The 25,640-nt window shown below is 63.9% G+C and carries 16 protein-coding genes; 8 read left to right on the top strand and 8 right to left on the bottom strand.

All coding sequences use genetic code 11. The features are described 5' to 3' along the window. Window positions 1–98: 98 nt before the first annotated feature. On the bottom strand, window positions 99–1,226 hold the full coding sequence (locus OX460_RS21815) for a M24 family metallopeptidase (RefSeq protein WP_099665235.1): 1,128 nt from the start codon (window positions 1,224–1,226) through the stop codon (window positions 99–101). A 194-nt stretch (window positions 1,227–1,420) separates the two neighbouring features. Beyond that, window positions 1,421–2,926, bottom strand: coding sequence for a dipeptidase (locus tag OX460_RS21810; protein ID WP_289899913.1), 1,506 nt, complete (start codon window positions 2,924–2,926; stop codon window positions 1,421–1,423). 214 nt (window positions 2,927–3,140) lie between these two features. Between OX460_RS21810 and OX460_RS21805 the strand changes: the two genes are divergently transcribed. Continuing rightward, entirely contained in the window at window positions 3,141–4,139 is a 999-nt protein-coding gene (locus OX460_RS21805) for an LLM class flavin-dependent oxidoreductase (RefSeq protein WP_251349869.1), read from the top strand. A gap of 220 nt (window positions 4,140–4,359) precedes the next feature. Continuing rightward, a complete protein-coding gene (locus OX460_RS21800) occupies window positions 4,360–5,580 on the top strand; it encodes an MFS transporter (protein WP_251349868.1) in 1,221 nt (406 codons plus the stop codon). 46 nt (window positions 5,581–5,626) lie between these two features. On the opposite strand, the gene OX460_RS21795 is transcribed toward OX460_RS21800, so the two are convergent. From OX460_RS21795 to OX460_RS21770, 6 genes are all read right to left on the bottom strand, one after another. Then, a complete protein-coding gene (locus tag OX460_RS21795; RefSeq protein WP_289899912.1) occupies window positions 5,627–7,249 on the bottom strand; it encodes a M28 family peptidase in 1,623 nt (540 codons plus the stop codon). Window positions 7,250–7,387: 138 nt separating this feature from the next. Then, window positions 7,388–8,224: an HDOD domain-containing protein gene (locus tag OX460_RS21790; RefSeq protein ID WP_077400451.1), complete on the bottom strand. Its 837-nt coding sequence runs from the start codon at window positions 8,222–8,224 to the stop codon at window positions 7,388–7,390. A gap of 121 nt (window positions 8,225–8,345) precedes the next feature. After that, window positions 8,346–9,422 carry a BMP family ABC transporter substrate-binding protein gene (locus OX460_RS21785; RefSeq protein ID WP_099665240.1) on the bottom strand — a complete coding sequence of 359 codons (1,077 nt, stop codon included), beginning with the start codon at window positions 9,420–9,422 and terminating at the stop codon, window positions 8,346–8,348. A 21-nt stretch (window positions 9,423–9,443) separates the two neighbouring features. Continuing rightward, window positions 9,444–10,373, bottom strand: a complete 930-nt coding sequence (locus tag OX460_RS21780; protein ID WP_099665241.1) for an ABC transporter permease — start codon at window positions 10,371–10,373, stop codon at window positions 9,444–9,446. After that, on the bottom strand, window positions 10,366–11,442 hold the full coding sequence (locus OX460_RS21775) for an ABC transporter permease (protein ID WP_289899911.1): 1,077 nt from the start codon (window positions 11,440–11,442) through the stop codon (window positions 10,366–10,368). The genes OX460_RS21780 and OX460_RS21775 overlap by 8 nt, the downstream gene beginning before the upstream one ends. Continuing rightward, entirely contained in the window at window positions 11,435–12,949 is a 1,515-nt protein-coding gene (locus tag OX460_RS21770; RefSeq protein WP_289899910.1) for an ABC transporter ATP-binding protein, read from the bottom strand. Before OX460_RS21770 ends, OX460_RS21775 begins: the two co-directional genes overlap by 8 nt. A gap of 440 nt (window positions 12,950–13,389) precedes the next feature. Between OX460_RS21770 and OX460_RS21765 the strand changes: the two genes are divergently transcribed. The 6 genes from OX460_RS21765 to OX460_RS21740 all read left to right on the top strand — a co-directional run bounded on the left by OX460_RS21765 (window position 13,390) and on the right by OX460_RS21740 (window position 25,637). Next, a complete protein-coding gene (locus tag OX460_RS21765) occupies window positions 13,390–14,202 on the top strand; it encodes an outer envelope protein (RefSeq protein ID WP_081922859.1) in 813 nt (270 codons plus the stop codon). A gap of 78 nt (window positions 14,203–14,280) precedes the next feature. After that, window positions 14,281–16,146, top strand: coding sequence for a type VI secretion system baseplate subunit TssF (tssF, locus tag OX460_RS21760; protein ID WP_289899909.1), 1,866 nt, complete (start codon window positions 14,281–14,283; stop codon window positions 16,144–16,146). Beyond that, on the top strand, window positions 16,110–17,150 hold the full coding sequence (gene tssG, locus OX460_RS21755; protein WP_289899908.1) for a type VI secretion system baseplate subunit TssG: 1,041 nt from the start codon (window positions 16,110–16,112) through the stop codon (window positions 17,148–17,150). Before tssF ends, tssG begins: the two co-directional genes overlap by 37 nt. Before the next feature lie 77 nt (window positions 17,151–17,227). Beyond that, window positions 17,228–19,369, top strand: coding sequence for a type VI secretion system tip protein TssI/VgrG (gene tssI, locus OX460_RS21750; RefSeq protein WP_289899907.1), 2,142 nt, complete (start codon window positions 17,228–17,230; stop codon window positions 19,367–19,369). 2 nt (window positions 19,370–19,371) lie between these two features. After that, window positions 19,372–20,670 (top strand): DUF2169 domain-containing protein, encoded by a 1,299-nt coding sequence (locus tag OX460_RS21745; protein ID WP_289899906.1) that lies wholly within the window; start codon window positions 19,372–19,374, stop codon window positions 20,668–20,670. Beyond that, window positions 20,667–25,637 carry a PAAR-like domain-containing protein gene (locus OX460_RS21740; protein ID WP_289899905.1) on the top strand — a complete coding sequence of 1,657 codons (4,971 nt, stop codon included), beginning with the start codon at window positions 20,667–20,669 and terminating at the stop codon, window positions 25,635–25,637. The genes OX460_RS21745 and OX460_RS21740 overlap by 4 nt, the downstream gene beginning before the upstream one ends. Window positions 25,638–25,640: the final 3 nt, after the last annotated feature.

Here is a 25,640-nt window from a genome sequence, read left to right as displayed (position 1 = left end):
AACGCTGGCCGGCGCTGGCCGCTTTCCTCCACGCCTGGCCGCCACTTGGCACGTACTTGGCACACACTTGATACGCAGTTGGCACGCAGTTATCATTTTCAAGCCAAGGCCAGGGTCAGCGGCCGGCTGCGCCCCTGCACCAAGGCCGAGGGCCAGGCCGGGTCATGCGTCAGGTTGTGCAATTGGCTGCCGTCGAGCAAAAACGTGTCTTCCACCGTGCTGCCGGGCAGGCTGGGGTGGAAGGCCAGCGCCATGCCCCGCTTGAGGATGATTTCCGTGTGCGCGCCGGCCGCCACTTCGGGCGCCAGGTAGCCGTGGATGCCGCCCTGTCGGCTGGTGCGTACCGTGTCGGGCTGGCCTGCATACGCGTAGGCGCTGTCGAGCGCGTGATACACCATGCTCAGCGCATGGCCCGTTTCGCAAGCGTCGAGCGCCACCGCTTCCAGCGCCAGCATGGCCGCATCGGCATCGTCCATGACCACCGCCGCGCCATCGGCGCGATGCTGCGCCGGGCCGAAGCGCCGTTGACGGCTGAGGCTAGCGCACAGGCCGAAACGCCGCGCGCACAGGGCCAGCACGGCTTGCGGGCCCAGCTCCACCTGGGCTGGCGGTGCGCGACGATACCGCTGTTGACGCTCCGCCCCGCTGACCAGCACGTGCACGGCCTGCAAGCCCCGCAGCCACAGCGCCCGCGCGCAGGCAGCAGCCAGTTCCAGCTCGCTCCAGTCGGGGCGGGCCTGGCGCAACGCATCCGCGGCCGCGCGGGCAGCCAGCTGCCCCACCTGCCGGTAGCGCAGCTGTTCCGATTCCAGCAGCACCAGCCGCTCTTCGCGCAAGGCTACGGGCAGGCTGCGTTCGTGCAAGCCCGGCCGGTCGGACAGGACCGGTGCGCCACCGGCCGCATGCTGCACGAAATGCTCGCGCAATTCATACAGCTGCGGCTGCATCCAGGGTGACACTTGCCACGTCCATGGCCCGCGCACTTCTTCCTCGCGCATGCGCATGGCTTCGGCTTCGTCCGTCAAGATATAGGCGGCGTCGCGCGTCACCAGTACTTCCGCGCAGCCGCACTCGGCGGTATGGTAGTGGCTGTTCGACGCGCCCGCAGTGGCCCACGCAAACCAGTCCCCGCCGCGCAGGCGCACGGCGCCGGCACGCTGGTCTTCCAGCCAGCCCCGCATCTGCGCCAGCTTGTGCGCCACTTCCAGTTCCAGCGGCCAGTTCATGACCGCCCCTCGTGCGGGCTCCGGCGCGGCGCGACGCCGCCTGCCCTGCCTGGCGCCAGCCGGGTCTCCTGTTGTGCATGCATAGCTGCTCCCTTCCTACATGGAAACGTAAGACCGGCGCCCCCATCAAAAGTTCAGTGCCCGGATGCGTCTCAGGCTTGCAGTCTATGACTTCCCTCTGTTTTTGCAAGCCGCTATTTCGCCAGCTCGATCAGGACAGCCGTGTACATCTGCAGATTCAGCAGCAGCTGTTTTTCCGTGATGAACTCGTGTTCGGAATGCCCCGTGTACACGGTGTGCGGCATGGCCGGGCCGAAGCTGACGGCGTTCGGGAACAGGCGCGAATTGGTGCCGCCGCCGATGGCGACTGGTTGCGGATGCGCGATGCCCGTGTAGTGCCCGAACACGGACAGCAGGGTGGGAATCTGCGGCGCGTCCGTCTGCAGCCACGGTTCGCCGATCTGCACCTGCAGGGTAGCGGGCACCTGGCGCCGCGCCTTCCAGCCATCGAAGGCGGCCGTCACCTGTTGCTGCAGCACGGCCGCCGTCTTGCCTTGCGGACGGCGCAGGTTGATGTTCAGTTCCAGCGCGCCGCCATCTTGCTTGAGTACGGTAGGCGCTACCGTCATCGGCCCCATGAAACCGTCGCGGTAGGCGATCTGGCCGAAGCGCTCGCCGTAGATGCCGGTACCCACCAGTTCATTCAGGAACGACAGCATGTCGGCCGCCTGCGTGCCCTGCCAGGGCTGCACGGCCAGCGCGTCGGCCAGCATGCTGATGGCGTTGACGCCGTCTTCCGGCTTCGACGAGTGGGCCGACACGCCCAGCGCCGTTACCGTCAAGGTATCGCCAGTGCGCGCGTAGCTGTAGCGCACGCCCTGCTGGCCCTGCGCGCGGGCGCGGATGGCCGCTTCCAGCGCGGCCGGCGCGTGGTCGATCACGGCTTGTGCGTCTTCCGGGATCTGGCTGCCGAAAAAGCCGCCCGCCAGCTTCGCCAGCACGGGGCCGCCCTTGGCCGGCAAGGCCGTGCGCGGCGGCAGGGTCAGCTTGATGGAACCGTAGCCCTTCTCGGCCGTCACCACCGGGTATTCCGCATCGATGGTGATGTTGACCTGCGGCGGCGTATGGGTTTTCAGGAACTGTTTCAACGGTTCCCAGTCCGATTCCTCGGCCATGTACACGTACAGCTCGATGCGCTTGCTCAGCGGCACCTGCTTGTCCTGGATGGCTTTCATCGCATACAGGGCCGTCGCGATGGGCCCCTTGTCGTCTTCCGTGCCCCGTCCCAGCAGCTTGCCCGGTTCGCTGCCGCGATCCAGCTCGAACGGCGAACGGGCCCATTTCGCGGGGTTCACAGGCTGCACGTCGCCATGCGTGATCACGCCCACCCGTTCGCTGCCGCTGCCCATGCCGATGACGAGCACGTGGCCGTGATCCTGGAAATCGAATCCCAGGCGCTGCGCCTCGGCCGCCAGGTAGCGCTTGAAGCCCGTGTGCTGTGGATTGTCGGCAAAGGGCACAGCCGGGTCGGCCACCGTGTTGTAGCTGATCATCTTCGCCAGGCTGGCGATCAGCGGTTCGGGATAGGTGGCCAGCGCGTAGCGGGCCGTGTCCTGCGCCTGCTGGCTGACGGGCGCGGCGTGAACGGAGGGCTGCAGCAGCAGGCTCATCAAAGTCAGCAGGATGGGTTTCTTGAACATGGCGGGGCGCATAAAGTGGGGAGGCCAACTCTAGCATCGCCCGCACCGATTTCCAATCGATACGAGTTTTTTACCGATCAGTACGCAAATTCCCGATTCGCATTATCATGTGCACAGCCTGTCATCCCTGCCGCTTCCAAGGCCGACCCTACTGGGGTCAGGGGATAGACAAATCGTCCATTGTGATTTTCCACCACGTCCCGATATCGCTACCATGATTCCATTTTCCATACTCGACCTGGCCCCCATCGCCGAAGGCAGCGACGCCAGCCAGTCGTTCAAGAACACGCTCGACCTGGCGCAGCACGGCGAACGCTGGGGCTACAACCGCTACTGGCTGGCCGAACACCACGGCATGCCCGGCATCGCCAGCGCCGCCACAGCCGTCGTGATCGCCCATGTGGCGGCCGGTACCAAGACCATCCGCGTGGGCGCGGGCGGCGTGATGCTGCCGAACCACTCGCCGCTGGTCATCGCGGAACAGTTCGGCACCCTGGAAGCGCTGCATCCGGGCCGCATCGACCTGGGCCTGGGCCGCGCGCCCGGCTCCGACCAGACGACGGCGCGCGCCCTGCGCCGCGACCTGCAATCCGATGCGGAACAGTTCCCGCAAGACGTGCTGGAATTGATCGACTACATGTCCGACGAGCCGCGCCAGCGCGTGCTGGCCGTGCCCGGCAAGGGCGCGAAAGTACCCGTGTGGATACTCGGGTCCAGCCTGTTCGGCGCCCAGCTGGCCGCCCACCTGGGCTTGCCGTATGCATTCGCCTCGCACTTCGCGCCGCAGATGATGATGCAAGCCGTGGCGTATTACCGCGAACACTTCAAGCCGTCAAAACAATTGGCGAAACCATACGTGATGCTGGGCTTTAACGTGTTTGCCGCCGACACGGATGAGCAAGCGCACTTGCGCGCCACGTCGATGCAGCAAGCGTTCGTCAACCTGCGCACGGGCCGCCCGTCGCGCTTGCAGCCGCCCGTGCCCGGTTACCTGGAGCAATTGGGTCCGCAGGAACGCGCCATGCTCGATTCCGTCCTGTCGTGCACGGCCATCGGCGCACCGGACACCGTCAAGGCGAAGATGGCCGCCTTCATCGCCGAAACGGGCGCCGACGAGCTGATGATCACTTCGCAGATCTTCGACCATAAGCACCGGCTGCGCTCGTATGAAATCACGGCGCAAGTGCATGCGGAACTGGCGGGCGCTCGTTAAGTTTTAACTCTCCCTCGGTATATCCCCCTATACCCTTTTCCCGGCCATCGGCAACGATCGCCGGGATTTTTTTGCCTGGCGTGTTTACCCGCCGTTTTTCCTGCCGTCTTGCCTGCCGTCTTGCCTGCCCCCTGCCGCAAAATCGGCCCGGCCCGGCAGGAAATGTGCAGCCCCGCTATCATGCTCATCCAAAAGCATTATTCCAAGAAAGCTGTACCGCATGAAATCTGCAAGCTCTTCCGTCGATGCCAGCACCCTGCTGAGCTCCACCCGCATCCTGTTGTTCGCCCTGTCCGCCGGCGTGCTCGTCGCCAGCCTGTATTACGTGCAGCCGCTCACGTCCATGCTGGCCGCCTCGTTCGGCGTCAGCGTGCCGCAAGCCGGTTACCTGGTCACGGCCACGCAGATCGGCTACGTGCTGGGCATCGTGTTCCTCGTGCCCCTCAGCGACGTACTGAACCGCCGCCAGTTGCTGACGTGGATGCTGATCGCCAAGATCGGCGCCTTGCTGTTGGCCGCTACCAGCCAGAATATTATCGTCTTTGCCATCGCCAGCGTCTTGATGGGGATCACGTCCAGCGCATTGATGGTGGTCACGGCCATGGTGGCGTCGTATGCGCCGGATCACAGCCGGGGCCGCATGGTGGGCACCGTCATGACGGGCTTGTTGCTGGGCATCTTGCTGGCGCGTACCGTGTCCGGCACGGTGTCGCAGATCAGCGGCGGCTGGCGCACCGTCTACGTGCTGGCCGCCATCGTCGTGGCCGCCCTGCTCGTCATGCTGCGCCGCATCCTGCCCAATGAAGCGCCGCGTGGCAAGCTGCAGTACGGCAAGCTGATGGCCTCCTTGGCCGACATCATCCGCCAGGAACCGCTGCTGCGCCAGCGCGCCCTGTTCTCGGGTCTGGGCCTGGGCACCTTCAGCGTGTTCTGGACGGGGCTGACCTTCTTGCTCAGCGGCGCGCCGTATCACTACTCGGAAATGCAGATCGGCCTGTTCGGCCTGGCCGGCGCCACGGGCGCCTTTGCGGCCAACACGGCGGGCCGCATGGCCGACCGCGGCTACGCGCGCCAGGCCACCTGGCTGCTGGCCGTCGCCTCGATCGCAGGCTGGGCCTTGATCGGCTTTGGCGCCCATTCGCTGGTGCTGTTGTTGATCGGCATCGTCCTGCTGGACATGGGCGTGATGGGCCTGCAAGTAACGCACCAATCCATCATCTATAAACTGGCGCCGCATGCTCGGGCAAGGGTCACCACCGTCTTCATCGCGGGCGGCTTCATCGGCGCCTCGGCCGGTTCGGCCCTGGCCAGCGCCAGCTTTGCCGCCGGCGGCTGGCCCGCCCTGTGCATGGTGGGCGGCGCCATGCCGCTGCTGATGCTGCTGGTGTGGAGCAAGTACCGCCACACGCAGCGCCGGCTGGAACGGGCAAGCGCCACCTGAACCAGCGCGAAAAAAAACCGCTCGGCCGAGCGGTTTTTTTACGTCCCTATTTCGCTGGCGCGCGCGCCTTGCCGAACGCATCGCCCGCCTTCCAGGCCGGCATCTTCGCGCCATTTGCCACGGCTTGCCCCAGGTTCAGCGTAAATTGCGCCTGCTGCGTCATGCCGGACAAATCCCAGCTGGCGTCGTACTCGTCGGTGACCTGATGGTAGCGGGGGCCGTAGGCGGCCGCCTTGGCTTTCGATGCCTCGACATCCTTGATGTACTCGCGTCCGCCATTGATGGAAAACGCGGGCACGCCCGCCTTGGCAAAACTGAAATGGTCGCTACGGAAATAACCGCCGGCCAGGTCGGGACGGGCTGCCGCGATATGCATGCCCATGGCTTTGGCCACCGTGGCGGCGATCGCGCCCAATTCCGTGCGCTCGCTGCCCTGTGCGCCGATGTCGCGCGTGGCGCCCACGAAATTCAAGCTGTCGAGGTTAAGCGCGGCCGCCGTCTTGTCCAAAGGCCACAGCGGGTCGGCCGCGTAGGCGGCGCTGCCCAGCAGCCCCTGTTCTTCGGCCGCCACCCACAGGAAGATCTGCGTGCGCTTCGCGGGTTGCTTGACGGCTTCCTGCGCCATGGCCAGCAAGCCGGCCGTGCCGGAGGCATTGTCGACGGCGCCGTTGTAGATCGTGTCGCCCGCTTTTTCGTCATCCTTGCCTTGCTTGCCCAGGTGGTCCCAGTGGCCGCTGTAGATGACGGCTTCATCCTTCAGTTTCGGGTCCGTGCCCGGCACCATGCCGGCGATATTGAATTGCTCCACCTTGCGCACGGCCGATTTCATTTCGCCCGACAGTTTGGCGTTCAGCGCGACGGCCTTGAAGTCCTTGCTTTCCGCCTGCGCGCGCAAGGCGTCCAGGTCCTGCCCGCCAGCCGCAAACAGACGGCGCGCCGCGTCTTCCGCGATCCAGCCCTGCAGCGGCGTGCCGGCAGTGCGGTCCGCCAATTGGAAGCGCTCGCTGCCGCTCCAGCTGTTCTGCACCACGCTCCAGTCATACGAGGCGGACGGTTTCGTGTGGATCAGCAACACGCCCGCGGCGCCCTGGCGCCTGGCTTCCTCGAATTTGTACGTCCAGCGGCCGTAATAGGTCAGCGCCTTGCCGGCGAAACGGTTCGGATCAAGCGCGGTCGGCTGCGGGTCGTTGACCATCATGACGACGATCTTGTTTTTGACATCGGCACCCTTGAAATCGTTCCAGCCTTCTTCCGGCGCCGTGATGCCGTAGCCGACGAACACGAGCGGCGCATCGAAGGTATGCGCGGCAACGGAGTCGCCCGTGGCCCAGACCCAGTCCGGGCCGAACGCCAGCGGCACGGCCTTGCCGCCCGCCACGACTTGCAGGCTGCTCTCTTGCGGCAAGGATTTCACGCCGGCAATTTGCACGCTCTGGCGGTAGCTGCTGCCGCGCACGGGTTGCAGCCCGGCCATCTGCGCCTGGGTTTCCAGGTAAGCCACCGTCAGGTCGGCGCCGCGCTGGCCTGTGCCCCGGCCTTCCAATAAATCGTTGGACAGGAAGGCCAGGTGGGCGCGCAGGGGCGCTTCCTGCACGATGGGCAAACCGCTGGCGGCTTGGGCGGAAAACGCCAGCGCAGTCAGGGCGAGGGAAGAAAACAGCTTCTGCATAATATCCTTTGGGTAAGAGGAGGAAAGCGGTCCGGCGGATGGCCGAGCCGGCGATTGTATGCCATGGGGAAAGATGGATCAAAATGCGGACGAAAAAAATCCCCGCGGCAGAGGCGGGGATGGGCGATGGAAGCCGCGTCAGACCAACAAGGCCGCCGCCAGCGATTCGATCTCTTCCGCCGATTCGTCGAGGATGGTGTGCAAGGTGCTGCCGCCGATGCCGAAGTCGATCTTCGCGGCCGCCTGGCGCCGCGCGGCGCTTTCCGGCGGATGCAGGGGCGAGCCGACAGGCGACAGATCGTTGGCCAGCACCAGGGTCGCGCCCAGGGTGCGGGGCGGGAACGGGCTGCCGCCATGCCACATGCCTTCCACGGCCTGCAAGACCATGTCGGGCACTTGCAGTTGGCGCAGCACGCCGCGGCCGATCAGCTTTTCGCCGTATTCGATCCAGTCTTCGGTATTGTCGTCCAGCAAACCCGGATATTCCTCGGCGCGCGACAGCAGATAAAAGCCGCCCACTTCGTGCACGATGGCGGCGAACATGGCCGTTTCCACGTCCACGTGCGTGACTTTCCGCGCGATCACCTGGCTCAGCGCGGCCACGTGGGCCGTGTGTTCCCACAGCTTGGCCGCCTTGGCGCGCAATTGCGGGTCCGTGATCTGGCTGCCCAGCTGGCGCACGATGACGGACGCCACCATCGACTTTAACGTGGCAAAACCCAGGCGCGAGACGGCCGCGCGCACGTTGGCGATTTCATTGCCGGAACGGTTGTAGGCGGCCGAGTTGGCCAAGGCCACGACCCTGGCCGACAACAGCGGCTCGGCCATGACCATGCGGGCGGCCGCTTCGATATGGCAATCGGGGTCGTCCAGCGCTTCCTGCAGCTTCAAGGTGGCCTTGACGTTGGCGGGGAACGTCAGCTCGCCCTTGCTCGCTTGCAGCGCGATAATCTTGAATACTTCCAGTCTATCCATGGGTCAATCTCCGGTACGGGCTTGTTCAAGCTCTGCTCTGTGGGTGGGCCGGGAATGCGCATGTATCCCCGGCCCTGCTCCCGTTTCCGGCAATATTACAGCAAGTTTATACTCAAACCTATTACTTTCCGGAAACTTTCCCTGCCACGCCTTCGACAAAATAATCCATCTTCGTCAGCGCTGCATCGTCCAGCACGCCTTTGTCCAGGCGCACTTTGCCATCGTTATCCTTGATCGGCGCGCTGAAAGGATTGAGCTTGCCAGCTACCAAGTCTTTCTCACGCGCCAATACAAACTGTTTCACGTCGGCGGGCACGGCGGCGTTGATGCCTTCCAGCTTGACCATGCCATCCTTGATGCCGCCCCAGGTGCTGCTGGACTTCCACGTGCCGTCCAGCACGGCTTGCGCCTGCTTCGTATAGTAGTCGCCCCAATGGTGGGTGACGGCGGCCAGCTGCGCCTTCGGACCGTACTTTTTCATGTCCGAGTGGTAGGCGATCGCATACTTGCCCTTCTCTTCCGCCGCCTGCACCACGGCGGTCGAGTCCGTGTGGTGGGTGACCACGTCGGCACCCTGGCCGATCAGGGTGATGGCCGCGTCGCGCTCCTTGCCCGGGTCGAACCAGCTATTCACCCACACCACTTTCACTTCCGCCTTGGGGTCGACGCTGCGCATGCCGCGCGTGAAAGCGTTAACTCCCTGCAACACTTCGGGGATCGGGAACGCCGCCACATAACCGGCCACATGGGTCTTGCTCATCTTGCCCGCCAACACGCCGGCCAGGTAGCGGCCTTCATAAAAACGCGCATTCGTGTTGGCCACGTTGACGGCGGTCTTGTAGCCAGTCAGGTGGATGAACTTCACATTAGGAAATTGCTTCGCCACTTTCAAGGTGGGATTCATGTAGCCGAACGAAGTCGTGATGACGAGCTTGCTGCCCGTTTGCGCCAGGTCGCGGATCACCCGTTCCGCATCGGCGCTCTCCGGCACGTTTTCCACATACTTGGTGGTGATCTTGCTGCCCAGCGCCTTTTCCATTTCCTTGCGGGCCAGGTCATGCTGGGTGGTCCAGCCCGCGTCGCCGATGGGGCTGATATACACGAAGCCGACATTCAGCGGAGCCGTCGCGGGAGCGGCGGCCATGACGGGCATCAAAACAGCACTGCAAACGGCGGCGCATACTAGTTTCTTGGACATGGTTTTCCTTGTGGTGAGTGATTAATTTCCGGGATTGAAATTTTTCCCCAACGAAGCGGGCATGTTGAGCTTGATGTAATTGGCATTGCTGGAAATGAGCACGAGCACGACGATGGCCGCCAGATACGGCAGCATCGACAGCAGTTGCGACGCGATGGGCACGCCCAGCGCCTGCGCGTGGAAAGTCAATATCGTGATGCCGCCGAACAGGTAGGCGCCGCCCACCACGCGCGCGGGGCGCCAGGTGGCAAAGGTGGTCAGCGCCAGCGCGATCCAGCCCCGCCCCGCCACCATGCCCTCGACCCACAGGGGCGTGTAGACGAGCGACAAAAAGGCGCCGGCCAGGCCGCAGCAGGCGCCGCCGAACAGCACGGCCGCCAGGCGGATGCGCCGCACGGGATAGCCCAGCGCATGCGCGGAAGCGGGCGACTCGCCCACGGCGCGCAGCACCAGGCCCGCCCGCGTGCGGTACAGGAACCAGGCGATGGCCACGCACAGCAGCAAGGACAGATACACCATCGCATGCTGGCGGAACAGGGCCGGCCCCAGCACGGGAATGTCTTCCAGGTAAGGGATGCCGAAGCGGCCATTCTGCAAGCTGTTGCCCACATACTTCAAGCCGATGTACGTGGACGCGCCCGCGCCGAACAGAGACAAGGCCAGGCCCGTCGCGTACTGGTTCGTGCCCAGCCATACGGTCAGCCAGGCAAAGAAGCCGGACAGCAGCATGCTGGCGCCCGCCCCCGCCAAGAAACCCAGGGTGGGACTGCCCGTGTTGACGGCCACGGCAAAGCCCGTGATGGCGGAAACCAGCATCATGCCTTCCGCGCCCAGGTTCACCACGCCCGCCTTTTCATTCACCAATAAACCGAGGGCGGCCAGCATCAGCGGCGTGCCCGCATTGATGCTGGCGGCGATCAGGGGCGCGATGGTGAAAGCCAGGTTATCCATGTTTCCTCCAGCGCAATTTGTATTGGATCAGCACGTCGCAAGCGAGCAAGGCGAACAGCAAGATGCCCTGGAACACGCCCGTGATCGCGCTGGGCAAGCCGAGACGCGATTGCGCCAGTTCGCCGCCGATATAAAACAGGGCCATGACGAAGCTGGAAAAAATCACGCCCACGGGATGCAAGCGCCCCACGAAGGCGACGATGATGGCGGCAAAGCCATAGCCGGGCGACACCGTGGGCGTCAACTGTCCCATCGGTCCCAGCACTTCGCAGGCGCCCGCCAGGCCGGACAGGGCGCCGCAGATCAGCAGCGATGACCACAAGGTCTTGCGCGAGGAAAAACCGGCATAGCGGGCGGCGGCGGGCGCCATGCCACCCACGCGCAGGCGAAAACCGGCAATACTGCGCGACAGATACAGCCAGCCGCCCAAGGAGGCCAGCAAGGCAAACACGATGCCCACGTGCAAGCGCGTATCGCTGATCACCATCGGCAACAGCAAGCCATCGGACAGCAGTTTCGACTGGGGGAAATTAAACCCTTCCGGGTCGCGCAGCACGCCATACACGAGATAGCTGAGCAACAATTGGGCAATATACACCAGCATCAGCGAGACGAGGATTTCGCTGGCGTTGTAGCGGTCGCGCAGCCAGGCCACCAGGCCCGCCCACACCATGCCGCCCGCCATGCCGGCCAGCAAGGACACGCCGATGATGGCCGCGCCGCCCACGCCGTCATCCAGGTACAGGGCGGCCGCGCCGCCGCAGATGGCGCCCAGGGTCAGCTGTCCTTCCGCGCCGATGTTATAGATGTTGGCGCGAAAACAGATGGCCAGGCCCACGGCGATCAAGAGCAGGGGCGCCACCTTGATGCCCAGCTCGGACCAGCCGTGCGCGTCGCGCAAGGGTTCGACAAAGAAGACGGCCAGGCCCGCCAGCGGATCGTGTCCCAGCGCAAGAAACAACAGCGCGCCGCACAGCACCGTAAGCAGCACGGCCAGCACGGGCGACAGCCACGACATCAACCGCGACGGTGTGGGACGGGCTTCCAGCCGCAAGGCAAACTTAGCCATGGATGGCCTCCTGCGGCCACAGCCCGCTCATCCATTGTCCCACCTGCGCCACGCTGGCTTCGCCCACGTCCAGCGACGGCGAGATCTTTCCCTTTGCCATCACCAGCAAGCGGTCGCTGATGTCGAACAATTCGTCGAGTTCTTCCGACACGACCAGCAGCGCGCAACCCGCGTCGCGCAGCGCCAGCAATTCGGCGCGGATTTGCGCGGCCGCGCCCACGTCCACGCCCCAGGTCGGCTGCGCCACCACCAGCACGGTGGGTTCGCGCAGGACTTCGCGTCCGACTATGTATTTCTGCAAGTTGCCGCCCGACAGGCTGCGCGCCAGCGCCTGCGGCCCGCCCGCCTTCACCTGGAAGCGGGCGATGATGGCGGCCGCCCGCTGCGCGATGGCCTTGTGGCGCACGAAACCGTGGCGGATGGTGGCAGGTGTCTGCAAGCTCAACAACACATTGTCGGCCAGTCCCATGTCGGGCACGGCGCCCCGTCCCAGCCTTTCTTCCGGCACGAAGCCGAAGCCCAGGGCGCGCCGGCGTCCCGGCGGCAAGCGTCCCGTCGGCGTGCCGTTCAGCACGATGCTGCCGGCGGCCGCGCGCATGTCCTCGCCAGACAAGGCCGCCAGCAATTCTTGCTGCCCATTGCCGGACACGCCCGCGATGCCGACAATTTCTCCCGCGCGCACGTCGAAATTGATATCCGTCAATTGCGTGGCGAACGGGTGGCTCTTCGGCAGATCCAGCTGCCGCACGCTCAGCATGGCGGCGCCCGGCGTGCGCGCCACGCGCGTGACGGCGGGCGGCTCGGCGCCGATCATCATGCGCGACAGGCTGGCCGCCGATTCCTGCGAGGGGTCGCACACGCCCGCGTTCTTGCCGGAGCGCACCACCGTGCACGTGTGGCACAGGGCACGGATCTCGTCGAGCTTGTGGCTGATATACAGGATGCTGCAGCCTTCGGCCGCCAGCTGGCGCAAGGTGGCAAACAGTTTTTCCACGGCGCCCGGCGTCAGCACGGACGTCGGTTCATCGAGGATCAGCAGTTGCGGCTTGGCCAGCAAGGCGCGCACGATTTCCACGCGCTGGCATTCGCCGACGGAAAGCGTGTGCACGTGGCGCTGCGGCTCCAGGTCCAGGCCGTACTGGCGCGCCGTCGCTTCGATGCGCTGCGCCAGCTCCGCCATGTTAGTGCCGGCGGGCAAACCGAGGGCGATGTTTTCCGTGACCGTCAAGGTGTCAAACAGGGAAAAGTGCTGGAACACCATGGCGATGCCCAGCGCCCGCGCGGCCGACGGGTTGGCGATCTCGACTTCACGGCCATTCCACAGGATGCGGCCGCCATCGGGCTGCACGGCGCCGTAGATGATTTTCATCAAGGTCGATTTGCCGGCGCCGTTTTCGCCAAGCACGGCATGGATCTGTCCGGGCGCGACGGTGAGACAGATGCCGTCATTGGCCACCACGGCCGGATAGCGCTTGCTGATATCGATGAGTTCCAGGCGTGCCGTCATTGTTTTTTTCGTGCCTCGCTGCGTGGTATGCGGGATGCCGATCGGTGGAAAAAATCAACACTCAGTCTCTATCGTATCGGCATCCGCGGCGCTTGGGGGGCGGGCGCGGCGGCGTGCATTTCTATTTCCACAAAAAAACAACACCTGTATACAATTTTGAAAAAAATTATCAGCTTTGCAGCGTCCGCCTTGCCCCGCAAGGACGAGAAGGTGCGATGATTATATGCAGGAACTGATAGTAAGTATGCGCACAAGACATATCGCCCGGCGCGGCGATGCTTGCATCATGGATTGAACGGCGCGCGTTATCCCATTGCAGCGCTACATGCAGACTACGCGTCCAGCCATCCCCAGTTCCCGTTTTCCCACACCGCCATCAGGAGCCGAAAGTGCCAAAAACCATACCGTGTCTGTTGCTCTGCCTCACTACCACCCTCGGCGTGGGCGCGACCGCCCAGGCTGCCGAATGGAGCGATACCGCGCTGAGCTGGCGCGCCGGCAATGATTACCGCGAGCCATTCAATCCGGACGACATCAAGAAAAACATCTTTGCCATCACGCACGCCAGCGGCTACAAATACGGCAGCAATTTCGTCAACCTCGATTTCCTCATGTCCGACAGCAAGGACCCTGGCGCACTGGGCAAAACGTCCGGCGCACAGGAGGCGTACCTGGTCTACCGCAACACCATCGACATCGGCAAGGTGCGCGGCAGCGACATCAAGTTCGGCCCTGTGCGCGGCGTCGGCGTTACCCTGGGCTTCGACGTCAACACGAAAAATGACGTCGGCTACAACTCGCGCAAGCGCATGCTGGTGGCCGGCCCCACCCTGATGTGGGACGTGCCCGGCTTCTTCAACACCAGCCTGCTGTTGCTGCGCGAAAGCAACGCCCCCAGCGGCGCCTTCCCGCCCATCTCGCAAGTGACGGGCCGCTACACGTATAAAACGCACGCCATGCTGACGGGCGCCTGGGGCATCCCCCTGTCGCCGCTGTTCTCGTTCGAAGGTTTTTTCAATCTCATCGATTCAAAAGGCAACGATGAAGTGGGGCGCAAGACGGCAGTGGAAACGAATATCGACATGCAAGTGATGTTCGACGTAGGCGCGGCCCTGGGCAGCGCCAAGAACACCTTCCGCGTGGGCCTGGAATACCAGTACTGGAAGAACAAGTTCGGCAACTCGCCCGCCACCACGGGCAACGTGGGCCAGACGGCGAAGACGCCGATGATACGCGCGGAGTACCATTTCTAAAATTCATTGTTACGCATCAACACACACGGTCGCGCCTGATGCCAGCATGGAGCTTTCCTGCTGGCGGAGAGCGCGACCGTGGAACAACTATTGCCGTATTACGAGCGTGAACTGGGCCTGTTCCGCCAGTACACGCGCGAGTTTTCCAGCCGCTATCCGAAGGCGGCCGGGCGCCTGCTGATCGCCGGCGAGACGTGCGAAGACCCGCACATCGAGCGCCTGATCCAGTCCGTCGCCCTGCTCACGGCCAGGGTCGCCAAGCGCCTCGACGACGCCTATCCGCAATTTACCCATTCCCTGCTCGAAACCCTGTATCCGCACTACCTGCGGCCGTTTCCCTCGTGCTCCATCGTGCGCATCGCCGCCGACGAAGCGCCGGGCGGCGGCCAGCTGGCCCAGCTTGCGCATGTGGCGCGCGGCACGGTGCTGCGCTCGCAGCCGGTGCAGGGCGTGGCTTGCAAGTTCACCAGCGCGTATGACGTGACCCTGGCGCCGCTGACCATTTCTCGCCTGCATTTTTCACCGCTCCTCGACGCGCCGCCCGGCCTGCGCCTGCCAGCCGGCGCCAGCGCCTTGCTGAGCATTCAGTTCACCAGCAGCAGCGAGCAGTACCACCTGGATCAGGCCGGCTTTTCCAGCCTGCGCCTGTTTGCCGATGGCGAACCGTCCGTGCGCGCGGCCCTGCTCGACGCCCTGTTCCTGCACGGCGCGGGCGCCTACGTGGCGCTGGACGAACACGGGCCGTGGCAAGCCGTCAATGGCACCTTGCTGGCGCCGGCCGGCTATGCGGACGACGAGGCGCTGATTCCCATTTCCGCCCGTTCACACCCGGCCCTGCGCCTGCTGACCGAATACTTTGCCTTTCCGGAAAAATTTCACTTCATCGATATCGGATGGTCGCTGCTGGCGCCCCTGCTGCCAAAACAGTGCCGCCAATTCACCTTGCACCTGCCGCTCAAGGGCGTGCGCAGCGACAGCCACGAAGCGCGGCTCTTGTCCGGCGCCAGCCGCGACAACCTGCTGCTCGGCTGCACGCCCGTCGTCAACCTGTTCGCCAAGTCCGGCGTGCCGATCCGCCTCACGCATACCGAGCCCGACTACGCCCTGGTGGCCGATGCCACGCATGCGTTTGCCTACGACATCCACAGCATCGAAGCCGTCACCGTGGTGCGCAAGGATCAGGCCGGCGATCGCCTGAGCGCCTTCCTGCCGCTGTATGCCTCGCTGCAAGGCGCCCAGGCCGAATATGACCAGGAGCGTGGCCAGGAATATGGTCAATACTGGCTGGCGCGCCGCGACGAAGCCGTGGCCGCCATCAGCCCCGGCCATGAAATGCGCCTGAGCCTGATCGACCCGCAATTCTCCCCGGACAGCCCGGCCAGCGCCACCGTCTCGACGCAGCTGCTGTGCAGCAACCGCGACTTGCCCGTGCAGTTGCACTACGGCTTGCCCGGCGGCGACCTGCTGGCCGAAGACGTGCCCGACGGCATCCCCGCGCGCTTCTTGCGCAAGCCCACGCCCAGCGTGCGTTTCCTGGCAGACACGCACTGGCGCCTGATTGCGCATCTGTCGCTCAATTACTCGAGCCTGACGCAAGCGGGCCTGGGCGAATTCCAGAAAATGCTCAGTCTGTACGACCTGCCCCGCTCGCCCGCCACGCAACGCTTGATCCAGGGCATCCTCACGCTCGAGCACGGCAGCACGCGCGCGTGGATGCCCACCGTACCGTTTCCCACCCTGATGCCCGGCATCGCCATCCGCCTGGGCATCGACGAGCAAGCTTTCGTCGGCTGCAGCATCTATATTTTTGCCCAGGTGCTGCAGCGCTATTTCGCCCTGAACAGCCAGCTCAACTGCTTTACCCAACTGACGCTGCGGTCCCAACGCAGCGGCGAGGAAATCCTGCGATGCCCGGAACGCAGCGCCGACGCCACGCCAGCGTGATCCAGCAATTGCTCGACGCGCCGCAGCGCTTCGAGTGCTTCCAGGCGCTGCGCCTGCTGCTGGCCTGGCTGGCCGCACACGGCGTCGACGAGCACACGGCGCTGGCAAAGTTCGTGCGCTTCGACAATAGCGTCTCGCTGCGCTTTCCCGCCAGCCAGGTCGAGGCGCTCACGACCGGCGGCATAGCCGATGCCGATACCCTGCTGCAAGCGTTGCTGTCCGGTCACGGCCAGCCCATCCACCTCACGCCCGCCTTCATGGGCCTGCTGGGTTGCCAGGGCAGCTTGCCCAGCCACTATTCGGAGCGTATCGCCGCGCACCAGCATAGCGAACGCGAGAATGGCCCGCGCGCTTTTCTCGACCTGTTTTCCAGCCGCGCCGTCGCCCTGTTTTACCAGGCCTGGCAAAAATACCGCATCGAACAAGCCGGCCATGCGGGCGACTTCCTGTCGCGCCTGCTGGCCCTGGCCGCTTGCCGCCCGGACCAGGACGAGGCGGCGGCCGGCCTGTACAGCGGCTTGCTCCAGCAACACGACGTCTCGTCCATCGTCATGGCGCGCATCCTCGGCGACCATTTCGGCGTGCCCTGCCACATCGACGAGGCGACGGGCGCCATGGATGTACTGGCGCCGCGCGAACAAACGGCGCTGGGCAGGGAAAACGCCGTGCTGGGCCAGCGCGCCCTCGTCGGCGCGCGCTGCCGCCGTCCCGACCTGGCCGTGCGCCTGCGCCTCGGCCCGCTCACGGCGCAGCAGCACGCCAGCTTCCTGCCCCGTGCCCCGGCCAGCCAGGCGCTGCGCCACATGCTGATGCTGTTCGGCCAGCCGCTCGTGCGCTACGACATCGTGCTGATGCTGCGCGCCAGCGAGGTGCGGGGCATGGCGCTGACGGCCGCGCCACAAGGCGGCCTCGGTTGCAACAGTTTCCTCGGCGATACGGCAGCGCCACGCCACCGCGATGACATGCACTACGAAATGCAATTGATGCCCTCATTCAACGATTGAACCTTGCGGCCGCGCAAAACGCTTGTGTTCGCTATTGCTACAGTCGGCCAACGATCCCTACCGTGAAGCGATGCACGATGAGCCAGTTCCCCGATACGACGGCGGCATGGATGGCAATAACGGGCGACATGCAGGGCCAGCGCCTGCTGCGCCTGCACTTTCCGCAGGGCGATGGCCCCGCCGGTATCCAGTTCCTGGCCAACAGCCTTGCCGCGAGCGAAAGCCTGTCGCGCGACTTTTCCTATGTGGTGGAAGTGCTGTCCGACGACGCCGCCATCGCGCTCGACAAAGTGATGGGCAAGATGGTGACCGTCGACCTGGTGCGCGAAGACGGCACCTTGCGCTACTTCAATGGCTACGTATTTGAATTTCGCTTCCTGCGCACGGACGGCGGTTTTGCGTTTTACGAGATGGTGCTGGAACCGTGGCTGTCGCACCTGCACTTGCGCCAAAACAATGTCGCCTTCCACGGTTTGACGGTGGCGGCGCTGACGGACAAGGTCTTCGATGATTACCTGATGCGCGACTACAAGCTGGCCCCCGGCGGCCCGGATCCCGCCATCACCTACACGTGCCAGCACAACGAGAGCGACCACAACCTGTTGCACCGCCACTGGGAACAACTGGGCTGGCACTACCGCTACGAACACCGCCTTGACGGCCACACCTTGTGGCTGTCCGACGACAGCACATCCGGCAAGCCCATCGATGGTGATCTGAGTGAAATCCCCTTCCAGCACCAGGCCGGCTCCCTGGAAGACGATGGCGTACATCAATGGAGCACCGTGCGGCGCATGGCGCCAAGCCAGATGACGGTGGCCAGCTTCAATTTCAAGAATCCGCGCAGCGCCCGCGCCAGCCGCGACTCGCTGAACCGTCAGGGCGCCGTGCCATCGCTGGAAGTGTATGAAAACACGGGCAGCTACGGTTTTAAAAACATCGACGATGGAGAACAGCTGGCCCGGCGCCGCATGGAAGAGCGCGACGCCCAGGGACAGCTGTTCGAGGCGCAAGGCAACGATCGCACGGCGCAACCAGGGCGCTGGTTCACCCTGGGCGGGCATTTCGACAGCGCCGCCAGCGAATACCTGATCCTGTCCGTACACCACTACGCCAGCAACAACTATCAGCAAGGACACGGCGCCACTTCGCACTACAGCAACACCTTTACCTGCATCGCCCGCGCCATCCCCTGGCGCCCCGGCCGCAATTTCCACAGCCGCGAACCGAAGATCTACGGCGTGCAGACGGCCACCGTCGTCGGGCCGCCCGGCGAGGAAATCCACACGGACGGTTACGGGCGCGTAAAGGTGCAATTCCACTGGGACCGCCTGGGTACCTTCGACGACAAGAGTTCGCCGTGGATACGCGTGATATCGAACTGGGCCGGCCCGAATTTCGGCCACATCAGCCTGCCCAGGGTGGGCATGGAAGTGGCCGTGCAATTTCTCGACGGTAACGTCGCCATGCCCCTCATCATCGGCTGCGTCTACAACGCGCGCAACATGCCGCCGTGGGAGCTACCGGCGAACAAGACGCAGAGCGGCATGCTGAGCCGTTCCTCAAAGAAAGGTTCGACCGCGCACGCCAACGCCTTGCGCTTCGAAGACCGCAAGGATGCGGAAGAACTGTGGCTGCATGCGGAAAAAGACCAGCGCATCGAGGTCGAGCATGACGAATCGCACTGGGTGGGCAATGACCGGCGCAAAACCGTCGACCGCGATGAAACCGTGCACGTCAAGCGCGACCGCACGGAAACGGTGGACCACGATGAAGACATCACCGTGCACAACAACCGCCGTGAGCGCGTCGACCATGACGAACACATCGACATTGGCGACAACCGCCGCGAACACGTGGGCGGCAACGAGCAGGTGCAGATCGACGGCCACCGCTCGGAACGGGTGACCCTGGCCAAGGACGAAACCATCGGCCTGGCCAAGGTGCTGACCATCGGCGCCGCCTACCAGACCACCGTCATCGGCGCCATGAACACCACCGTGGTGCTGGCGCAGGCCGAGCAGATCGGCCTGGCGAAAAGCGTCATCGTCGGCGCCGACAGCACACTCACGGCCGCCGACTCGCACACGATGACGGTGGGCACGTCCAGCATCACCATCACGCCGGGTCGCATCGAACTCGTTGCCGATGAAATCATCATCCGCGGCAGATCGAAGGTGCAGATCCATGGCGACGACATCGACAACAATCCGGGCTGACGATGAACGACGCCGGCACAGCCCATTTCAACATCCCCAACCTGCTGTTCGACAACCGCACGCCGCACGCGGCCAGCCAGTTCGACATGCTCGACCAGTTTGGCGAGGCCTTCCATGTGGTGGTGGCGCGCATGGGCTACATGCTTGGCCCCTGCGGCGCGGATGGCCTGGCCAGCCTGCTGCCCATGGCGCGCCAGTCGCCGCTGGCCACGCAAGACCTGCACCTGGACGACGACACGCAGGCGGGCACCGTGCAGGAAAGCGACTTCGCGCCATACAAGCCGGGTTGCGACGTGATCGTCAATGGCGTGGCGCACGCGCCGCGCGGCCAGGCGATGCCGCAATTTCTCGTCAACCTGAAGGTGCAATCGGAAAAGAAAACCCTGATCGACAAAACCCTGCAGGTATGCGGCGAACGCGCCTTCCGCAAGAAAGCCGTCCTCACGCGCCTGGTGCAAGGCTGTGCCCGCATCGCCACCGTGGGCTTGCTGCGGCCCAATCCGTGGCAGCTATCTGCACCGGTAGCGTTCCTGCAATTGCCGCTGCACTATGCCTACGCGTATGGCGGGCAATGCCGCATCGCGGCCGATGACTGCACCGCGGCGGCGCACGACTCCTGCCAGGCCAATCCCCTGGGACGCGGTTTCGCGCGGCACTGGTACCTGGATGGGAAACATATCGATGAGCTGCCCGCGCCCCGTATCACGCAGCCGTCGCTGCCGTGCACGGCCGCCCAGTTCTGGCAAGGCGCCGGCGGCAAGGAATTGCCGCCACCAGCGGGGCTGGCCGTTATCGGCCGTGGCTGGCTGCCGCGCCGCGCGCTGGCCGGCAACATCGTCGTCAAGGATCAATGGGATGCCGACGACATCCCCGCCCTGCCGGAAGACTTCGATTTCGCCTACTGGAACAGCACGCCGCCCGACCAGCAATGCCCGCATCTGGCGGGACTGGAACAATTCACCTTGACCAATCTGTGCCGTCACGACCATCGCTCGGCCCGCATCGACCCGCGCGGCAACACGGTGCTGCGCTTTTCCCTGCCTCGGCAGGTGCTGTGTTTGCTGCTGGCGGACAAGAACGACCAGTTGCTCGTCCGGCGCCTGGCCATCGATACGGTGCTGGTCGATCCCGAGGCCGCCACCGTGGAACTGGTGTGGCGCGCCATCGTACCGGCCGACGCGGGCCAGGTCGCGTCGCGCCTGCTGCACGTGATGGAGCCGGCGCAAATCGCCCGCATCGAACTGCTGGAACAGGCGCAGGAAGCGCTAGGCGAAGCCGCCGGGCAAGGCAAGAAACCATGACGAATGAAACCGTCACCAAGGCCTCGCGCTTCTATTGCGTCAGCCTCAGCCCCGACATTTGCAAGACACCCGTCGGCTCCAGCACGCCACCTATTCCCTACAACATCATCGGCGAATTTTCAGAGGCGCAAAACGCCTCGCCCAACGTCAAGTCGCACAGCGAGCCCGTCATCCTGCACCAGCGCAGCATCATTCCCACCGTCAAGGGCGACGCGGCCGGCAAGGCGGGTGGCGTCAAGAGCGGCACCGTCGGCAAACAGGTCGACACCAAGGTCGCCAGCCCCATCCACCGCGCCAACGGCGCCGGCCTGGTGCAGATGGGGCGCGAAGTATGGATGAATTCGCGCAATACGATGGGCAAGATTTATGAACGGGGCGCGGAAGCGGCCAAGCCCATGCTCAAGGAACTGAAGGCGGCGACACGGGAAGCGGCACAAGATTACAAGGATCATGGCTCCAAGAAAATGCATGGCACCGCCGAAGATCTGGTAGACGTGGGGGGCACCGTGCTGACAGGCAGTGCCGTGCTGGGTGTCGCCGGACTGGGCGCTGCGGCAACCGGCGTTGGCCTGCCGGCAGCTGCCGCGATGGAAACAGCGGCAGCAACTGGCGCGGTTACCGGCACGGTGACCGTTGTGACAGGCACGGCCATGGAAGCGTCGGCCACGGTGCTCGACCAGGCGGCCGACTACATATTGACAGGCAAGACCCCTGATTTACTCAGTACGGCCTCGGACATCGTCACGAATGCGGCAGGCACATTACTGCAAACGGCGCTCTTCAGCAAGATTCCCGGCGGAAAAATACTGAGCAAGTTTCTCGGCAAAAAAGCGGCGCCGACCATCAACAAGGTGAAGGAAAAGCTGGTCGGCAAAAAGCCGGACAAGCCGCCGCCAAAACTCGACAAACCTCCCCCAAAAAACGGCGGCGACGACGGCAAGAGCCGTGGCAAGAAAGAACCGAAATCGGAGCCGCCTTCCGACTGCTGCCCCAAGGATAGCGGCCCCGCGAAAAAACCCGTCAAGGGCCGCAAGCCCGTGCATTTCGGCACGGGGCAGGAAATCCTGTACCAGACGGATTTCACGCTCGAACGCAGCATCCCCATCGCCTGGACGCGCTGCTACCGCTCCGGCGCCGAATGCGAAGACGGGGGCTTGCTGGGCGCGCGCTGGTCCACGCCCTACACCACCAGCCTGTCGCTGTGCAAGGCAGGCATCGTCTACCACGACGACAGCGGCCGCGCCCTGCGCCTGCCTGGTTTGGAACCGGGCCAGCGGCACGACAGCCGCAAGGAAGGTTTTACGCTCACGCGCGACGGCGCCGACACCTTTACCGTGCTGTGGCGCGACGGCAGCATCGACCGCTATGCGCGCGCTGAAGGCGGCTGGCTGCCGCATGGCTACGACGGCGTCAACGCCATGCTGGCCCCGACCGCTCCCGTCGCCACGCAACGCTTTGCACTCGTGCGTAGCGAAGGGCGCGATGGACGCGGCATCAGCATCGAACGGTTGATCGATGCAAAACCGGGCGAAGTAGTGCTGCGCCTGCGCAGCGACGATGGCGGCGTGCTCGAAGCCATGCGCGGGGAGTCGGAAAAGGCCATCCACATCGGAAGAGTCGACGAGGTGTTGCCAGACGGCAGCCGCCTCTGCCACGTCCGCTACGCCTATGCCGTCGAGACGAACGATACCCTGGCGCCCTTCCCGCCGCGCCACAACCTGATCAGCCAGTCGAATGCGCTCGGTGACACGCGTTGCTACAGCTATCGTCACCACCTGCTCACGTCGTGCAGCAGCTACACGGGTTTTAGTTACGAGCTGGAATGGATCAGCCTGGACGCGCTGCGCGCCCGCTGGAGCGGTTCCCCCTTGAGCGAGCAGGAGCTGGTCGAACGTTTCCCCGTCACCCTGGCCAACAGCTACCAGGCGCGCGCCGTCGCCACGCGCGCCCAAGATGGCAGCGAGCACACACGCATCGACTACGTGGACAACGACACCAGCCGCGTCACGGAAAACGGCGGCGTCCTCGAATACACCTTCGACGCCAACTGGCTGGTCACCGAAGTGCGCCGCGTCATCAATGGCAAAACCGCCTCGCTGGGCCGGCGCGAATGGGACCGCGACGGCATGCTGCTGGCCGATATCGACGCCAACGGCGCCGCTATCCGCTACACCTACGATGCAGCCGGCAACCTGACCCGCAGCATCGATGCCAAGGGACACAGCAGCAGCATCGCATACGATGCCGGAAATCAACCTATCGCCTTCACGGATGCGCTGGGCAACACCACCCTGCGCGAATACGACGCGGCAGGCCGTCCCGTCAGCATCACGGATGCATTGGGCCACGTCACGCGCTACCGCTACGACCAGCGTGGCCAACTGGTGGAGCTGATCGACGCCAGGGGCGGCAGCAAGCATTTTCAGTACAACCGCCAGGGTTCGCTGACCAGCTACACGGATTGCTCCGGCCACACCAGCGAATACCGCTACGATGCGCTGGGGCGGCTGGCAGCGGCCCGCGATGCACTGGGCCATGCCACCCGCTATGAGTATGACGCGCTGGGCCGGCTGATCCGTCTCACGGCGCCCAGTCAAACCTGGGAGCAATACGCCTACGATGGGGACGGCAATCTGCTCCTGCACGTGGATGCGGCCGGTCAGCAAACGCGCTACCGCTACAACGGCCAGGGCTTGCCCGTCGAACGCACGGACGCCATCGGCCAAACTTTGCAGTATCGCTACGATGGCGCGCTGCAACTGACGGAATTGATCAATGCCAAGGGCGAAAGCTACCGGCTCGCGTATCACGCGGAAGGCTGGCTGACGTCGGAAACAGGCTTCGACGGCAAGCGCACCGAATACAGTTACGACCAGGCCGGCAACCTGACGGCTACCGAGTGCGGCAGCCAGCGCACGCAGCTGCTGCGCGACGCGCTCGGTTTGTTGCAAGTCAAGACCACGGCGGATGGCGTGGTGCGCTACGCCTACGATGCGCTGGGCCGCCTGACGGCCGTGTCCGCGCCACAAGCCGAACAGCGCTTTGTCCACGATGCGCTGGGCCAGCTGATCGAGGAGCGCAGCGCCTGCTTCCTGCAAGACTTGCCAGAGACGGCACGGTTGCCGAACGCCCCGCGCGTACCGGACGCCAGCTTTGTCATGACGCATGCCTATGACGAACTGGGCAACCGCATCCAGACGGTCTTGCCGAACGGACGCCGCATCGATACCCTACGCTACGGCTCCGGCCACTGGCATGGCGTGCTGTGGCAAGGCAAGGCCGTGGTCGACGTGGAGCGCGACAAGCTGCACCGGGAAAAGCAGCGGCAGCTGGGCAGCAGCGGCTTGCTGGCCACGCGCCAGTACGACCCGCAATCGCGGCTCACCCAGCTGACCCTGGCACGCGGCGCCGACGCGCCCGCCCCTGTGCGCGAACGCCGCTTCGACTACGATGCGCAAGGCAACCTGCGCACCATCTTGCAGACGGGCACTACGGCCACCGGCCCGCTTGGCAATCTGCGCTACGCCTATGACCCCGTCGGGCAATTGCTGTCTGCCGTGCAAGCGGGCCTGGCCGAACACTTCACCTTCGACCCGGCCGGCAATCTGCTCGACACGGCTCCCGCCGCCGGCAACGTCCTGCAACGCTACGGCGATACGGAATACGACTACGACGAGCAAGGCAACGCCACCGGCAAGCGCTTCCATCCACCGGGCAGGGAATCGACGTGGAGCGACCTGGCGCTTGAATACGACGCCGAAAACCGCCTCAGCCACACCACCAGGACAGAACGCCAGTCGCGCCACCGCGCCCGCTATTTTTATGACGCCTTCAGCCGCCGCATCGCCAAGCGGGTAGAAGAAGCACACTGGAGCAATCGGCAGGACATCACCAAAGACCAGCCCGTACGCACTAGCGCCGCCACCACCTTCTTCGTCTGGGACGGTGACACGCTGGCGCAGGAACTTGGACACGAAGAAACGGTCACATATTTGTACGAGCCAGACAGCTTCGTGCCGCTGGCCAGGATCAGTTCGCCAACCTGCCGCCAGGCAAGTGCGGTCTACCTGCCGCGCATCGCGCAGTGGGATTTACCCGCCACCCGGCACGACGCCGAACTGCAGGCAGCCATTGCGCAAGAACAGGCGGACATTGAAGCGCATCATGTATCGGCATGGCAAGGTATCCAGGCAGCAGCCGGCGGCGCCGCAGCACACGACCGCATCACCCACTACCATTGCGACCACCTGGGCACGCCACGCGAGCTGACAGATGCGCAAGGAAACGTGGTCTGGAGCGGGCGCTACAAAGCCTGGGGGCGCTTGCTGCATGTGGAAGGGGAAATCGAGCAGCCGCTGCGGTTTCAGGGGCAGTATGAAGATCAAGAGACTTGGCTGTTTTACAATCGCTATAGGTATTATGCCCCTGAGCCAGGACGTTACCTGACGCAAGATCCCATCAAATTACTGGGAGGATTAAATAGCTATAGATATGCAACAAATCCAACTGGTTGGGTCGACCCACTAGGGTTATCAAAAAAATGCAATAAAAATACAAATTGCGATCCATGTATTGGCAAAAATCCAGCAGCTTGGGCAAGCCAATGGCAAGGACATGGTATATACAAAGGTAGAGACAACTGGAAAAATACGATCTTGAAAGCAAATACCATTATTTACGGAGGAGTTCCAGGACAATCAGGATTTTATTTTGACGATGATACATTGACAAAAGCATCTGAAAGCAAGTCAAAGCTAGGTGAATTACTGCAAGTATTACCGCATAGAAAATTTGGTTATCGTCCAGACGTACAGGCTTATAAAGTTAAAAAAGATACGTGTGTAGCAACTAGCATTGCAATGGCTCAAGATGCCACTATTTTTGGCAATGGTGGAGGCAAACAATTTTTCCTATCCGATTTCAAAACCAAGGTTGTAAAAATTGGTCCAAAAATAAAATTAAAATGAGAT

It is taken from the genome of Janthinobacterium sp. SUN033 (assembly GCF_030397595.1).
Classification (GTDB): Bacteria; Pseudomonadota; Gammaproteobacteria; order Burkholderiales; family Burkholderiaceae_D; genus Janthinobacterium; species Janthinobacterium kumbetense.
This window is presented reverse-complemented; position numbering and strand designations above follow the sequence as displayed.

What these genes read in the sequence shown, in the direction of transcription:
- OX460_RS21790 (WP_077400451.1), bottom strand. Translation starts at nt 8,224, where the DNA reads ATGGATAGACTGGAAGTATTCAAGATTATCGCGCTGCAAGCGAGCAAG.
- tssI (WP_289899907.1), top strand. Translation starts at nt 17,228, where the DNA reads ATGAGCCAGTTCCCCGATACGACGGCGGCATGGATGGCAATAACGGGC.
- OX460_RS21805 (WP_251349869.1), top strand. Translation starts at nt 3,141, where the DNA reads ATGATTCCATTTTCCATACTCGACCTGGCCCCCATCGCCGAAGGCAGC.
- OX460_RS21785 (WP_099665240.1), bottom strand. Translation starts at nt 9,422, where the DNA reads ATGTCCAAGAAACTAGTATGCGCCGCCGTTTGCAGTGCTGTTTTGATG.
- OX460_RS21795 (WP_289899912.1), bottom strand. Translation starts at nt 7,249, where the DNA reads ATGCAGAAGCTGTTTTCTTCCCTCGCCCTGACTGCGCTGGCGTTTTCC.
- OX460_RS21815 (WP_099665235.1), bottom strand. Translation starts at nt 1,226, where the DNA reads ATGAACTGGCCGCTGGAACTGGAAGTGGCGCACAAGCTGGCGCAGATG.
- OX460_RS21775 (WP_289899911.1), bottom strand. Translation starts at nt 11,442, where the DNA reads ATGGCTAAGTTTGCCTTGCGGCTGGAAGCCCGTCCCACACCGTCGCGG.
- OX460_RS21740 (WP_289899905.1), top strand. Translation starts at nt 20,667, where the DNA reads ATGACGAATGAAACCGTCACCAAGGCCTCGCGCTTCTATTGCGTCAGC.
- OX460_RS21800 (WP_251349868.1), top strand. Translation starts at nt 4,360, where the DNA reads ATGAAATCTGCAAGCTCTTCCGTCGATGCCAGCACCCTGCTGAGCTCC.
- OX460_RS21810 (WP_289899913.1), bottom strand. Translation starts at nt 2,926, where the DNA reads ATGTTCAAGAAACCCATCCTGCTGACTTTGATGAGCCTGCTGCTGCAG.
- OX460_RS21780 (WP_099665241.1), bottom strand. Translation starts at nt 10,373, where the DNA reads ATGGATAACCTGGCTTTCACCATCGCGCCCCTGATCGCCGCCAGCATC.
- OX460_RS21770 (WP_289899910.1), bottom strand. Translation starts at nt 12,949, where the DNA reads ATGACGGCACGCCTGGAACTCATCGATATCAGCAAGCGCTATCCGGCC.
- tssG (WP_289899908.1), top strand. Translation starts at nt 16,110, where the DNA reads ATGCCCGGAACGCAGCGCCGACGCCACGCCAGCGTGATCCAGCAATTG.
- OX460_RS21745 (WP_289899906.1), top strand. Translation starts at nt 19,372, where the DNA reads ATGAACGACGCCGGCACAGCCCATTTCAACATCCCCAACCTGCTGTTC.